The sequence below is a fragment of the Streptosporangium sp. NPDC049078 genome, assembly GCF_040648855.1.
Lineage (GTDB): Bacteria > Actinomycetota > Actinomycetes > Streptosporangiales > Streptosporangiaceae > Streptosporangium.
This window is the reverse complement of the sequence record NZ_JBEZEL010000015.1, coordinates 141,531-154,747: the sequence shown is the minus strand read 5'-3', so window position 1 is coordinate 154,747 and position 13,217 is coordinate 141,531. Positions and strand designations below refer to the sequence as shown.

The following is a 13,217-nucleotide window of genomic DNA, read 5'->3' as shown; positions in this document are numbered from 1 at the left end:
GAAAATGACCACCGTGAAATCGGTGGCCACATGGGCGATTGACGGCGCGTACCGTCGGACCGCGGGCGAAGACGGGTATGGGCCCCGCCCCCGAAGGGACGAGGCCCACACCGGTGACGTCAGACCCTGAGCGTCAGGACGTGCTCGACCAAGGTGATCAAGGTCGACTTCACGGCGTCGCGGGACCGGGCGTCGGTCCGGACGATGGGGATGTGCGGGGAGATCGTCAGAGCCTCCCGCACCTCCTCCTCACCGTGGACGTGCGATCCGCCGAACCCGTTGAGGGCCACGACGAACGGCAGGCCGGCCTCCTCGAAGTAGTCGATCGCCGGGAAGCTGTCGGCCAGCCGCCGGGTGTCGACGAGCACGATCGCACCGATCGCGCCCTTCACGAGGTCGTCCCACATGAACCAGAACCGGTGCTGACCCGGCGTACCGAACAGGTACAGGATCAGGTCACGGTCCAGCGAGACACGGCCGAAGTCCATCGCGACCGTGGTGGTCCGCTTCGTGGGAATGTGCGAGAGGTCGTCGACGTCCGCACTCGCCTCCGTCATCACCGCTTCCGTGGTCAGCGGCATGATCTCGGAGACCGCACCGACGAAGGTCGTCTTGCCGACACCGAACCCGCCGGCAACAACGATCTTCGTCGACGTCATTCCGGCGTCAGAGCCTGCGAAGCCCACTGAGCACCCTTTCAAGCAAATTGAGATCCGGCTTACCCGCATCCAGCGACGGCTGGTGGATCTGCACCAGGCCCTCGGCCGCCATGTCCGCGATCAACACCCGGGTCACGCCGAGAGGCATGCGCAACAGAGCGGAGAGCTCGGCAACCGAGCGCACCTGCCGGGACAGCGAGATGATCGCCTGATATTCCGTGGAGAGCGTGGTGGGGTCCACGCTCGCGAACGTCGCCGAGGAAACCAGCGCCTCGAGAGCGAGCTGCATCCGGGGAGCGGTCCTGCCCCCGGTCACAGCGTACGGGCGAATCAAACGATCTCGTCCGCTCTTGGCCTGAGGCGTGCTCGGGGGGTCGTCCCCCGGACCACGCCAACCTGGTGCGTCCATATCACCCCCCTATCGCTGAACCGACTGCAGCTCGGCCCGGAGCGCAGGCGTAAGCGCCTGGCCGGCACGCTCTGCGAGCAGTGTCATCTGGTAGGCCACGAGGCCCATGTCGCAATCCGGCGCGGCCAGCACGGCCAGCGCGGAACCGTCGCTGATCGACATGGTCAGCAGGAGGCCCCGCTGCATCTCGATCACCGTCTGTACCACAGGACCGCCCTCGAAGACCCGCGAGGCACCCTGGGTGAGGCTGATCAGACCGGCCGTGATGGCGGCGAGCTGGTCCGCCCTGTCCTTGGGGAAGCCCTGGGAGTAGGCCAGCGGGAGTCCGTCCGTGGAGACGATCACCGCGTGCGCGACTCCGGGCATCTCCTTCACGAACTCGGTGATCAGCCAGTTGAAGCCGCGAGCGGCCTGGCTGAGTTGGTTGTTCACTGCTGGTTCTCTCCCTCGACGGCGTTGGCTCGCTCGCTCATCTCAGCGCGCCCCTGCCGTACGCCTTGCTGGAAACTGGACAGACGGCTGCGTACCCGTTCCGCCGATATCGGCGGCATCGGGGGTGCCGGGGCCGCCGGGGCCGCCGAGGCGGCTCCGGGAACGAGGTTCGCCTTGGGTACCCGCTTGGGAAGGCCCGCTCCGGTCACGCCACCCTCGACGGGCTTCTTCGCGACCTCGGCGGCGGCCCAGCCCTGGTCGGACGGGGTGCTCCACGGCTGCCTCTCGGCCGCGGGCTCGGCCGGCCGCGACGGCTGCCCCTGCTGCTGCGGCGTCCGCTGCGGCAGTGGTTGTGCCTGTGGCTGCTGCGGCGTCCGCTGCGGCAACGGCTGGGCCTGCTGCGCGGGCGGCGGCGTGGAATGCGTGATCTGCGGGATGTTCTGGGTCTCCAGGCCCTGCGGACCCCGCCTCACCCGCTGTTCCATCGGCCGCGGCTTGACCTCCGGCTCCGGTTCCGGCTCGATCTCGGGCTCCGGAGTGATGGGCGCGCTGCGGCGGAACCAGTCGGATCCCACCGCCTCGAAGATCGGCAGGAACTCCTCGGGCTCCGGTTCCGTCGGCGGCACCTCGACCACGGGAAGGGCCTGGGTGTTCTCCACCGGCTCCAGCCGGCGCGGCGTCCACGGGTCGATCGCGGGCGGGTCCGGCCAGGCCGAGGGGAACGACGGCGGCGCGGTCGACGCGAGCGGGGACGACCACAGGTCCTCCACCGCCGAGGCGGGCACCACCGGCCCCGACCACATGTCCGCGGACGTCGGCATCGGCACCTGGGGAGGCGGCTGGGAAGGCGCCTGGGCGGGCGGCGTGCCGAGACCGGTCGGCTGCCGGGATCCGCGCGCCGCACCGGTCCCGAACGGGTCCGGGTTCGGAGCGGTCCCGAACGGGTCGGGGTTCACCGAGGCGAACGGGTCCTGGTTGGACATGGACCCGAACGAGCCCGGCTGGCCGTCGAAGGAGCCGGACTGCATGCCCTGCCCCGACATGGCCATCTCGGGCATCAGCGGGGACTGGGCGACCACCTGCACCGGCAGGAGCACGACGGCGCTGAGGCCACCGGTGTCCGGGCGCCTGAGCTGGACCCTGATGCCGTGGCGCATGGCCAGGCGGCCGACCACGAACAGACCCATCCGGCGGGAGACCGACAGGTCGACCGCGGGAGGCTCGGCCAGGCGGCGGTTCGCCTCGGCCAGTTCCTCGTCGCTCATGCCGATGCCGGAGTCGGTGACCGCCAGGATGACGGCGCCCGTCTCGTTGCCGTTGCTGGACACCGTGATCTTGGTGTCCTGCGGCGAGAAGAAGATGGCGTTCTCGACGAGCTCCGCGACCAGGTGGACGATGTCGTTGACGGCCTGGCCGATGATCGAGATGCCCGACTCGACCCGGAGGTTGACCCGCTCGTAGTTCTCGACCTCCGACAGCGAGGCGCGGACGACGTCGCTGAGCGGGACGGGCTCGCTCCACCGGCGGCTCTGCTCCTGACCTGCGAGGACGAGGAGGTTCTCGGAGTTGCGGCGCATGCGGGTGGCGAGGTGGTCCAGCTTGAAGAGGCTGCCCAGCCGCCCTTCGTCCTGCTCGCCCTGCTCCAGGTCGTCGATGAGGTCGATCTGCCGTTCCACCAGCGACTGGGTACGGCGGGAGAGGTTGACGAACATCGCGTTGATGTTGCTGCGCAGGCGGGCCTCGTCACCGGCGAGCCGGATCGCCTCACGGTGGACCTCGTCGAAGGCCCGGGCCACTTCCCCGATCTCGTCGCGGGAGACCACTCCGATGGAGGGCACCTCGACCTGGGGGGCGTGGTCACCGGACTCGCGCAGCACCCGGACGGTCTCGGGCAGCCGGGTGTCGGCGACCTCGAGCGCCTCGCTGCGCAGCCTGCGCAGCGGCCGCACGAGCGTGCCGGCCACCCAGGCGGTGATGAGCAGGATCATGACCAGCAGGACCAGGATCGCCGCACCGGAGATCATCGCGCTGCGCTGCTCGGCGCTCTGCATCTCCTGGCTGCGGGAGACCACCGCGGACGCCAGCCGGCGCTCGACGGTCCGCATGCCCTCCACCGCCGCGGTGGAGTCGTCGTACCAGACGGCCGCGCTCCTGGCCCAGGTGCGACCGGTCATCCGTTCCAGCGGCTTGTTCTCGCGCATGAGGGACATGACGAGGGCGCGGGTGGCGTCGGCCTGGTCGACCTTGGGGCCGTTCACCGAGTCGCGGAAGCTCTTGACGTCGGTGGCCGAGGCGGTGGCCTGGAAGGCGTTCTCCTCGCTCTGCTGGCTCCGGTAGGCGCCGAGGAGGTCGGCGGGGTCGTCGAAGTCGAACTTGCGGTCGAGGAAGCTGATCAGGAGCGTTCCCCGCTGCCTGGCGACCTGCTCCTTGGCCCGGGTCAGCGCGCCCAGCGCGAGCGCGTCTCCGATGAGGCGCTCGTCGCCGCCGCTGCGACCCAGGTCGTCGTGGAGGGTGATGAAGTCGGTGATCATCCGCGTGTACATGCCGAGGGCCGCTCGGGGGAGCACGCTCCCCTCGGCCATCAGCCTGCGCAGGCCGGGGAGCCCGTTGAGCCAGCGGCGGATCTGGGCGACCTCGGTACGGACGCGGGTGGCCTGCGAGGAGTCGAGTGCGTCGATGGCGGCCAGCACCTGGCCACTGCTCCGGTCGACCACGTCGCGCTGATCCCGCACCTTGTTGAGGTTGGCGCGGTTGGTGGCGGCGATGTACCAGGCGGTGAGGTCGCGTTCCTCGGCCATCTCGTGGGAGAGGGTGCCGAGCGAATCGACCAGCCCGGCGACCTGGCTCATCCGGCGGTATCCGTCGGCCGTGGACAGGGCCGTGGTGAGCTGGAGGCCGGTGAGAAGTACGGCCGCGGCGGTCGGGAGCAGGATCAGCGCGACCAGACGGGGACGCACGCGCCAGTTCGCCGGCAGGAGTCGACTGCCCACCCCTGACGCGCGGTGGCTCCGGCGGTCTTGTGTCATCACTGGCCTACGTAACCCCTCGCCGGATTTGGAAGCGGCGGAAGCAATTTGAGCACATCCTTTATGTCACTTCGAATGGAGTAAGTGTGGATATATCCCCACAAAAGGGACATGCGGCATCAAAGCCGTCAGGCCGGTCGGAAGGAATCCCTCACCTCCGGAGCCTGATGTTTGATCATCAGATGGCGGGTCACAGAGTATTCCTGAACCGCCTCCTGACTCATGTCCTTACCGAAGCCACTTCCCTTGACACCGCCGTGCGGCGCCTCGGACGCGATGGGCAGATGGTCGTTCACCCAGGTCACGCCCACGTCGAGCCGGTGCGAGACGCGCAGCGCCCTCGCCACGTCCCTGGACCAGACCGAGGAGGCCAGGCCGTAGGGAGTGTCGTTGGCGAGCCGTACCGCCTCGTCCTCACCGTCGAAGGGCAGGGCCACGAGCACCGGACCGAAAAGTTCTCCCTGAACGATCTCACTGTCCTGCGCCGCGCCCGAAATCAGGGTGGGCGGGTAGTAGAAACCGGGCCCTTCGAGCGGGACACCGCCGTGGAGCACCGAGGCGCCCGCGGCCGCGGCGCGCTCGACGAAGCCGTGGACGCGGTCGCGGTGCGCGGCGGAGATCAGCGGACCGATGTCGGTGGCCGGGTCCCAGGGGTCGCCCACCGTGATCTGGGCCAGCGTCGCGTGCAGCGCCTCGACCGACTCCTCGTACACGTCGCGGGAGATGTAGACCCGGGTCGCGGCGGTGCAGTCCTGGCCGGTGTTGTAGGTGGCGCCCATCGCGACGCCCCTCGCCATCTCGGACAGGTCCGCGTCGCCGAAGACCAGCGCCGGCGCCTTGCCGCCGAGCTCCAGGTGGACCCGCTTCAGCGAGCCGGTGGCGCCGCGCATGACGGCGCGGCCGGTCGCGGTGGAGCCGGTGACGCTCACCATGTCGACGCCGGGGTCGGTGACGAGGGCCTCGCCCACCTCCGCGTCGCCCAGGACGACCTGGAACAGACCGTCGGGCGCGCCGGCGCGGGCGAACAGCCGCGCCATCCTGAGCGTGGTGCCGGGGGTCTGCGGGGCGGGCTTGATGATCACGGCGTTCCCCGCCGCCAGCGCGGGACCGATCTTCCATACCGCCATGACCAGGGGGAAGTTCCAGGGGGCGATCGATCCGACGACCCCGACCGGGCGGCGTACCAGCACCGAGGTGTAGCCGGAGCTGAGCACCCCCGCGCCGGTGCCGTCCAGGGAGCGGGCCGCACCGGCGAAGAAGCGGAGGTTGTCGGCCGCGAACGGCAGCTCGCCGTCGCGGAAGACCGCGGCGGGCTTGCCGGTCTCGATGACCTCCAGCCGGGTGAGCTCCTCGGCGTCGGCCTCTACGAGGTCGGCGAAGCGCAGCAACACCCTGGACCGTTCGGCCGGGGTCGCCGTGCTCCACTCCTCGAACGCCGCGCGGGCCCGCCGCACGGCGGCGGCCACCTCCTCGATCGAGGTCTCGGCCACCTCCCGCAGGAGGTCGCCGGTCGCCGGATTGATCAACTTGCCCATGGAACTTCCCTTGTCGTGGTGATGCGAAAAGCGATCAGGCCCCTGCCCGCTCGATCAGGTCGGCCGCCTTGCGCAGGCCGTCCCTGCGGCGGATCTCCTCACCCGCGGCGGCCAGGCGCTCGCGCAGCGCGGTGTCGCCCAGCAGCCGCTCCAGCGCGCCGGTCAGCTCCTCGTCGGAGAAGCCGTAGGTGGACAGGCGCACACCGTAGCCGAGCTCGTCGACGCGCTGCGCGTTGTCGTACTGGTCCCAGAACAGGGGCAGCAGGATCATCGGCTTGCCGAAGTGCAGCGCCTCGGTGGTGGTGTTGTTGCCGCCGTGCGTGATGACGAGGTCGACCAGCGGAATGATCTTCGTCTGCGGGACGAACTCGGCGCCCCACATGTTGTCGGCCAGCTTGATCTCCTCGTGCAGCGGGCCCTTGGAGACGATGAAGCGGTACGGGGTGGTGGCCAGCACGTCGACGACCCGCTGCATGAGGCCGACGTCCGCCGAGCCGAGCGAGCCGAGCGAGAAGTAGACCAGCGGCCCCTCCTGGCCGGCGAGCGAGTCGGGGAGCTCGAAGCTCTCGTCCGTCTCGCGCACCGAGGAGTCCAGGCGGTGCCAGGAGTCGCCCAGCGGCCGGGCGTCGGTGTAGTCGGCGATCTCCGGGAAGACGTACAGGTTGAGGTCGCCCTCGTGGATGAAGTCCAGGTCCGGCAGCGCGGGGGCGCCCTGCTCGACGACCCACTCGTTGAAGGCCGTCCAGATCTCGCGGTGGGTGCGGTCGTACTCGGCGTTGAATGCGTCCCACTCGGAACGGTCGTCGGCGGGAAGCCCGGAGAAGACCGGAGCGACGCCCTCGCCGCGCACCTCCAGCGGGTTGCAGGACACGATGCGGACGAACGGCTTGCCCGCCGTCACCAGCGCGGGGAAGGCGATGACGTTGTCCTCGACGATGACATCCGGCCGGACGCGCTCGATAATCGCCTTCAGTTGAGGCTCGCAGTACTTGGCACCGTCGATAAGCGCGTCCCAGATCGGCTTGGTGACCGTCTCCAGCTGTTCCAGGGTCGACTTCCTGTATTCAGGGGCGGTGTCCCTGATGAAGTCCTTCCAGAACTGTCCCGCGTCCTGCTCCTCTTCGGAGGGCGGCGCGAGATCGACAAGGTCCTCCTCGAATCCAAGGGCCTCCAATTTACCCTTCCATGAGGCCTCAGCTGCGAAAACGACTCGATGACCGCGCTTACGAAGAATGTCACCGATGCCGATGCAGTTGTTCGTGGGCCCGTAGGCACTCTCCGGCATGAACAGGATCGTGAGCGACATCACGCCTCCTTGCGTCTAGGGGTTGCGGCTCTTTAGGAATGATTCAATTCTCGGCTGGCAAAAACGCGGGGAAAGGGCCACTATGGACCCCGGCACAGAGCGTGGTTTTCAACGAACGGGGGAGTATGACGCGCAAGGGACGGGCGGACCGGCGCCTGGATCTCATCGCGGCCGCACACCGGGCGATCGTCCGGCACGGCACCGAGGGGGTGCATCTCAACCACGTCGCCGAGGAAGCCGGTCTCACGTCCGGAGCGGTCCTCTACCACTACCCGCGCCTGAGCGAGCTGCTCGTCGACGCCCACCACGCCGGGATGGAACGCTTCTACGAGCAGCGACTCAAGCGGATCAGCGGGATGCGCGACCCCGCGGAGAAGCTCGTGGTGACCATCCGCTCGGGGCTGCCGCACGGCCCGGACGATCCGGACGTCCGGCTGCTCAACGAACTCGGCGGCGCCGCGGCCCGCAACAGGATGTACGCCCTCCTGCTGACCACCCTCTACGACCGCCAGGTCTCGCTCTACCAGAGCATCCTCGACACCGGGGCCGCCCTGGAGACCTTCAGGCTGTCGGGCGACTCCCTGCCCATCGCCCGCAACCTGGTCGCGCTCGAAGACGCGTACGGCTATCGCATAACGGCCCGCCACCCGGTTATCGGCCCGCAGGAGGCGGCGGAACTCATCCTCGTCTACGCCAGGACCGCGACGAACAACCCGCTCAAGTCTTCTCATTGAGGGATCAGCACTCCGTCCCCGTCCGCCCAGCCGAGCGCGACGACGGAACCCGCCCGCACCTGCGTGGCCCCCGGGGTGGCCACCAGGACGGGCGTGGAGCGCCCGCCCACCTGGACCGACACGTGCGAGACGCCGCCGAAGAAGCTCACGTCGACGACCTCGCCGCGCAGCACCCCCTCGTCCCCGATCCTGAGCCGCTCCGGCCGTACGGCGAGCAGCGCGGGCGTGCCGTCGGGCAGGTTCGAGACGCCAGGAAGGATGCCGAGCCCGTCGCCGGCCAGGCCGACCGAGCAGGCCCTGCCGGGGAAGATGTTGTTCGCCCCCACGAAGTCGGCGACGAACGGGGTGCGCGGGCGCTCGTACAGCTCCACCGGGGCGTCCACCTGCTCGACCGAGCCGGCGTTGAAGACCGCGATCCTGTCGGCGAGCGACATCGCCTCCTCCTGGTCGTGGGTGACCACGACGAAGGTGATGCCGACCTCGTTCTGCAGCCGCTTGAGCTCCAACTGCATCTCCGCGCGCACCTTCTTGTCCAGCGCGGACAGCGGCTCGTCGAGCAGCAGCAGGCGCGGCCGCTTCACGATCGCGCGGGCGAGCGCGACCCGCTGGCGCTGCCCGCCGGAGAGCTGATGCGGCCTGCGCCCGGCCATGGCGTCCAGCCCGACCTTCTCCAGCACCTCGTCGACCCTGCGGCGGATCTCCGCCCTGCCCAGCCTCTCCCGCTCCAGGCCGTAGGCGACGTTCTTCGCCACGGTCATGTGCGGGAACAGCGCGTACGACTGGAACATCAGGTTGACCGGGCGGCGGTGGGCCGCCTGGCCCAGCAGGTCGTCGCCGTCGAGCGTGACGGAGCCCTCGTCGGGTGTCTCGAAGCCCGCCAGGATCCGCAGGAGCGTCGTCTTGCCGCAGCCGCTGGGACCGAGCAGCGCGAAGAACTCGCCCTGCCGGATCTCCAGGGAGACGTCCGACAGCGCCGTGACGTCGCCGAACCGGCGGCTGACACCTGTGATCTTCAGCATTAGGACAGCGACTCCGTCAGTCGGGTCATCCGCTGGGTCACGATGACCGCGGTGAAGCTCACCAGCAGCAACAGCGTGGCCAGCGCGTTGATCTCGGGGGTGACCCCGAAGCGGACCATTGAGTAGATGACGATGGGCAGGGTCGGCGTGGTGGGCGCCGCCGTGAAGTACGCGATGACGAACTCGTCGATCGAGAGGGTGAACGCCAGCAGCGCCCCCGCCATGATGCCCGGCGCCAGCTGCGGCAACGTCACCCGCAGGAACGTGGTGAACGGCGTCGCCCCCAGGTCTCTGGACGCCTCCTCCAGTGAGGTGTCGGCGCCGGTGAGCCGGGTGCGGACCACGGCGGTCACGAACGCCATGCCGAAGACCGTGTGGGCGAGCAGCACCGAGTGCAGCCCGAGGGTCGACTTGATCGTGGCGTAGAACATCAGCAGCCCGATGGCGAGCACCAGGTCGGGCAGGATCGCGGGCAGCACGCCGAGCGCGTCCAGCGTCCGCGACCTGGTGTGCCTGGCCAGGCCCACGGCGAGCAGGGTGCCGAGCACCGTGGCGAGCACGGTGGAGCCCGCGGCCACGACGAGGGTGTTGACCAGTCCTTCGCGGATCTTGGCGTCTCTGGCGAGGACGCCGTACCAGTCCAGGCTGAAGCCCTCGTAGACGTAGGGGGACTCGCCCGCGTTGAACGACATCACGACGAGCACGACGATCGGCGTGTAGAGGAAGACGTAGGTCACCCAGAAGGGGACGTACAGCAGGCGTGATCTACGCACGTCGGGTACTCCAGGCCTGCAGGAGCAGCAGGACGATCAGCACGGCGATCAGCGCCAGCGCGAGGGTGGACCCGAACGGCCAGTCGCGCGCCTTGAGGAACTGGTCCCTGATCAGGTTGCCGACCATGATGGAACGGCCGCCGCCGAGCAGCTCGGGGATGACGAAGTTGCCGAAACTCGGCACGAAGACGAACAGGCAGCCGGTGAGCACCCCCGGCAGGGTGAGCGGCAGCGTCACCGACACGAACGTGCGCGCGGGTGAGGCGCCGAGGTTCGCCGAGGCCTCGCGCAGTTGCGGGTCGAGCTTCTCGATCGCCGCGTACAGCGGCAGGACCATCAGCGGGAGGTACGAGTAGATCAGGCCGGTGACGATGGTGCCCTGGTTGTAGAGCAGTTCCAGCGGTCTGTCGATCAGCCCCAGGTCCATCAGCGTGCTGTTGACCAGGCCCGGACCGCTCAGCAGGATGATCCAGGCGTAGATGCGGACCAGGAAGTTGGTCCAGAACGGCAGCACGATCGCCACCAGGGCGATCGTCTTCCACTTCCGCGGGAGCTGGGCGATGAGATAGGCCGTCGGATAGCCCACCAGCAGGGCGATCAGTGTCGCGATCGTGGCCAGCTTCAGCGAGCCGAGCACGATCTCCAGATAGAGCGGGTCGAGCAGCCGGGTGAAGTTCTTCCCGGTGACCTCGTAGACCACCCCGCCGAACCGGCCCCTGCGGAAGATCGTGAAGCTGATGAGCAGGGCGAGCGGTACCAGCAGGAAGACGAGCAGGTAGATCAGGCCGGGCCCCAGGAAGACGAGCCTTCCCAGCGCACGCGACCGGCGCGCCCGCGATCTCGCGGACGCGCCGGAAACGGCGGAACGTGTCACTGCTTCGCCGTGACCTCGGTCGCGAGCTGGGTGAACTTGGCCGAGTCCTCGCCCAGGTCGATGATCGACTCGCCCTTGAGCAGGTCGGAGGGGCTCATCTGCAGCGGGGCGTTGTCAGCCTTGAGCTTGGGGTCCAGCGCGTCCATCGCGGCCTTGTTCGGGACCTTGTAGAGGATGTTCTCCGCGGCCCAGGCGTGGACCTTCGGGTCCAGGATGTAGTTGATGAAGGCGTGTCCCGCCTCCTTGTTCTTGGAGGACTTCAGCACGACCATGGTGTCCACCCACAGGTCGCTGCCCTCCTTCGGCACCACGAACTTGATGTTCTTCTCGGTGGTCGGGCACCAGCCGTCCCACGCCTCGACCATCACGGCCTCGCCGCTCTTGAGCATGTCTCCGAAGGTGACGTCCTCGTACTTGAGCAGCTTCGGCTTGGCCTCCTCCAGCTTCGCCTTGACCTTGGCGAGCTCCTCGTCGCTCCTGGTGTTGACCGAGTAGCCGAGTGCCTTGATGGCGGGAAGGGCGAGCCAGCGCTCGGTGGTCATCATCGTGACCTTCTTCACCGCGTCCGCCGGCGGGTTGAGAATATCGTTCCAACTCGTCGGAGGCGTCTTCACCAGGTCGGTGCGGTAGCAGATGCCCGTGGTGCCCCAGGTGTAGGGGACCGAGAAGACGTTGCCCTTGTCGTAGGACAACTCCTTGGCCTCGGGGTAGAGGTTCGCGAGGTTGGGGATCAGCTCGGGGCTGAGCTGCTCGAGCAGTCCGGCCTCGTTGAGCGCCTGGGCGTACTGGCCGGAGACGAAGGCCACGTCGATGCCGGTGTCGGCGCCGCTGGTGAGCTTCGCCATGACGTCCTCGTTGGTGGCGTGCTCCGTCACCTTGAGGGTCGTCTTGAGGTTGTCCTTGATCCTCTGGGGCAGGTCCTCGGGCGTATAGCCTGTCCAGACAGAGATGGTGATGCTCTGCTTGGAAAGGTCCGCGTTGGGGTTGAGCTGCGCCGCCGAGGCACCGGCGGCGGGCGCGGCCGAGTCCGCGGCCTCCCCGCCACATGCCGAGACTGCGAGCGCGAGACCGGCGGCCAGGGCGGCGGCCGGAAGACGACGGGTGTACCGGATGCGGGACACGACCGCTACTCCTTCAGAATTCAGTGTAAGTGGGGTAGACCGGCCGTAAGGGACACGGCAGACCAAAGCAGGAGTGTTGCAGTCAACATTAACTTGAGCAAGACTTCCACCGACATCACCACTGGAGAGTTTGGTCCGTTTGTTAAATCCTGCTTCAATCTGGCACCGGATCGACACGGTCCCCAGGGCCGGCGACGGGCGGACCAGCGAGCTCGTCGAGGCTCTGACCTGTGATGTTCCCGCCCCATTCGGTGTGCGGAGATTCCACTCACTCCCCGTAACGATCACTCCTCTTTCCTCAATCGACACTCAATCGTCATCGAGGGCAGCGGCCGAACGAGGGTTCGAGGTCGATCAGACCAACTATTCGGTGGTCGTCGGCGAGAAGGTCGTTGTGAAATGGCTCACCACGCCCGCGCCGCTCCCCCACCCCACACCCGATATGTTCGCGCACCTCACGTCGGTCGGTTTCACCGCGACCGCGACGCCGTACGCGTCCGTCTCCCGGCGCGCCGACGACGGCTCCGAGCTGCTGCTCGCCCTCGTCACCGCGTACCTGCCCGGGGCCGGTGACGGCTGGGAGTGGTGCGTGGACGAGGCCGTCTCGCACGGCACCTCCTTCGCCGTCGACCTTGGCGTCCTCGCCGCCGACCTGCACACGGCGATGGCGACCCCCTCCGCGACCTTCCCCACCCCCGTCAGGCGGTCGGACGCGGTACGGGCGGGAGAGAGCCCGTGGTCCCTCCGGGCGGGCGAGGCCCTGGCGGAGGCCCTCGCGCTGACCGACGGCGAGGACGGCGACTGGCTCGCGGAGCGCGCCGACGCGCTCCGCGCCGAGCTGGCGCCCCTCGCCCGGGTGGGGGCCACCCCGTTGATCCGCATCCACGGGGACCTGCACGTCGGCCAGATCCTGCGCTGGCGGGACGGCTACGCGGTGATCGACTTCGACGGCAACCCGACCGTCGCGGGCGCCGACCCCTTCCAGCCCGCGGCCCGCGACCTCGCCCAGCTCACCATGAGCCTCGAACACGTCGGCCAGGTCGCGATCAGGCGCCGCGACGCGGACCCCGCGGTGATCGCCGGGTGGTCCGCCACGGCCCGCGCCGTCCTGGAGTCGGCCTACCTCGGGCGGCTGGACGAGCTGGGGCACGCCGCCCTGCTGGACCGTTCCCTGCTGCGCCCCTTCGAGATCGAGCAGGAGTGCCGCGAGCTCGTCTACGCGGCCAGGCATCTTCCCCGCTGGCGCTACGCCCCGATGGGCGTGCTGCGCTCCCGATACCGCTGACCTCGGCGAACCCACCGAACCGGCCGAACCCGCTGTTCCCCACG

At 68.8% G+C, this 13,217-nt stretch carries 12 protein-coding genes; 2 read left to right on the top strand and 10 right to left on the bottom strand.

Going from position 1 to position 13,217, the window contains the following annotated elements:
• Nucleotides 1–119 precede the first annotated feature (119 nt).
• The 6 genes from AB0B90_RS25960 to AB0B90_RS25935 form a co-directional block, all read right to left on the bottom strand.
• Complete coding sequence (locus tag AB0B90_RS25960; RefSeq protein WP_350948706.1) at nucleotides 120–659, bottom strand: ATP/GTP-binding protein; 540 nt, start codon at nucleotides 657–659, stop codon at nucleotides 120–122.
• 7 nt (nucleotides 660–666) lie between these two features.
• On the bottom strand, nucleotides 667–1,068 hold the full coding sequence (locus tag AB0B90_RS25955; protein ID WP_350948707.1) for a DUF742 domain-containing protein: 402 nt from the start codon (nucleotides 1,066–1,068) through the stop codon (nucleotides 667–669).
• 9 nt (nucleotides 1,069–1,077) lie between these two features.
• The gene (locus tag AB0B90_RS25950) at nucleotides 1,078–1,500 is read right to left on the bottom strand and encodes a roadblock/LC7 domain-containing protein (RefSeq protein ID WP_350948708.1); all 423 of its coding nucleotides are present in this window, start codon (nucleotides 1,498–1,500) and stop codon (nucleotides 1,078–1,080) included.
• Nucleotides 1,497–4,457, bottom strand: a complete 2,961-nt coding sequence (locus AB0B90_RS25945) for a nitrate- and nitrite sensing domain-containing protein (protein ID WP_362925192.1) — start codon at nucleotides 4,455–4,457, stop codon at nucleotides 1,497–1,499. Before AB0B90_RS25945 ends, AB0B90_RS25950 begins: the two co-directional genes overlap by 4 nt.
• Nucleotides 4,458–4,654: 197 nt before the next feature.
• Nucleotides 4,655–6,061, bottom strand: coding sequence for an aminobutyraldehyde dehydrogenase (locus AB0B90_RS25940; protein ID WP_350948710.1), 1,407 nt, complete (start codon nucleotides 6,059–6,061; stop codon nucleotides 4,655–4,657).
• Nucleotides 6,062–6,095: 34 nt separating this feature from the next.
• Complete coding sequence (locus AB0B90_RS25935; RefSeq protein WP_362925190.1) at nucleotides 6,096–7,235, bottom strand: nucleotide disphospho-sugar-binding domain-containing protein; 1,140 nt, start codon at nucleotides 7,233–7,235, stop codon at nucleotides 6,096–6,098.
• A gap of 257 nt (nucleotides 7,236–7,492) precedes the next feature.
• On the opposite strand from AB0B90_RS25935, the gene AB0B90_RS25930 reads away from it, so the two are divergent.
• On the top strand, nucleotides 7,493–8,101 hold the full coding sequence (locus AB0B90_RS25930; protein ID WP_350948712.1) for a TetR family transcriptional regulator: 609 nt from the start codon (nucleotides 7,493–7,495) through the stop codon (nucleotides 8,099–8,101).
• Here the strand turns inward: AB0B90_RS25930 and AB0B90_RS25925 are convergent.
• The 4 genes from AB0B90_RS25925 to AB0B90_RS25910 are packed head-to-tail and all read right to left on the bottom strand — an operon-like array spanning nucleotide 8,095 to nucleotide 11,888.
• Nucleotides 8,095–9,120 (bottom strand): ABC transporter ATP-binding protein, encoded by a 1,026-nt coding sequence (locus AB0B90_RS25925; RefSeq protein ID WP_350948713.1) that lies wholly within the window; start codon nucleotides 9,118–9,120, stop codon nucleotides 8,095–8,097. The genes AB0B90_RS25930 and AB0B90_RS25925 overlap by 7 nt on opposite strands.
• A complete protein-coding gene (locus tag AB0B90_RS25920) occupies nucleotides 9,120–9,893 on the bottom strand; it encodes an ABC transporter permease (protein WP_350948714.1) in 774 nt (257 codons plus the stop codon). Before AB0B90_RS25920 ends, AB0B90_RS25925 begins: the two co-directional genes overlap by 1 nt.
• The gene (locus AB0B90_RS25915) at nucleotides 9,886–10,767 is read right to left on the bottom strand and encodes an ABC transporter permease (RefSeq protein ID WP_350948715.1); all 882 of its coding nucleotides are present in this window, start codon (nucleotides 10,765–10,767) and stop codon (nucleotides 9,886–9,888) included. Before AB0B90_RS25915 ends, AB0B90_RS25920 begins: the two co-directional genes overlap by 8 nt.
• Nucleotides 10,764–11,888 carry a spermidine/putrescine ABC transporter substrate-binding protein gene (locus AB0B90_RS25910; RefSeq protein ID WP_350948716.1) on the bottom strand — a complete coding sequence of 375 codons (1,125 nt, stop codon included), beginning with the start codon at nucleotides 11,886–11,888 and terminating at the stop codon, nucleotides 10,764–10,766. Before AB0B90_RS25910 ends, AB0B90_RS25915 begins: the two co-directional genes overlap by 4 nt.
• Nucleotides 11,889–12,282: 394 nt before the next feature.
• On the opposite strand from AB0B90_RS25910, the gene AB0B90_RS25905 reads away from it, so the two are divergent.
• Complete coding sequence (locus AB0B90_RS25905; protein ID WP_362925186.1) at nucleotides 12,283–13,173, top strand: hypothetical protein; 891 nt, start codon at nucleotides 12,283–12,285, stop codon at nucleotides 13,171–13,173.
• Nucleotides 13,174–13,217: the final 44 nt, after the last annotated feature.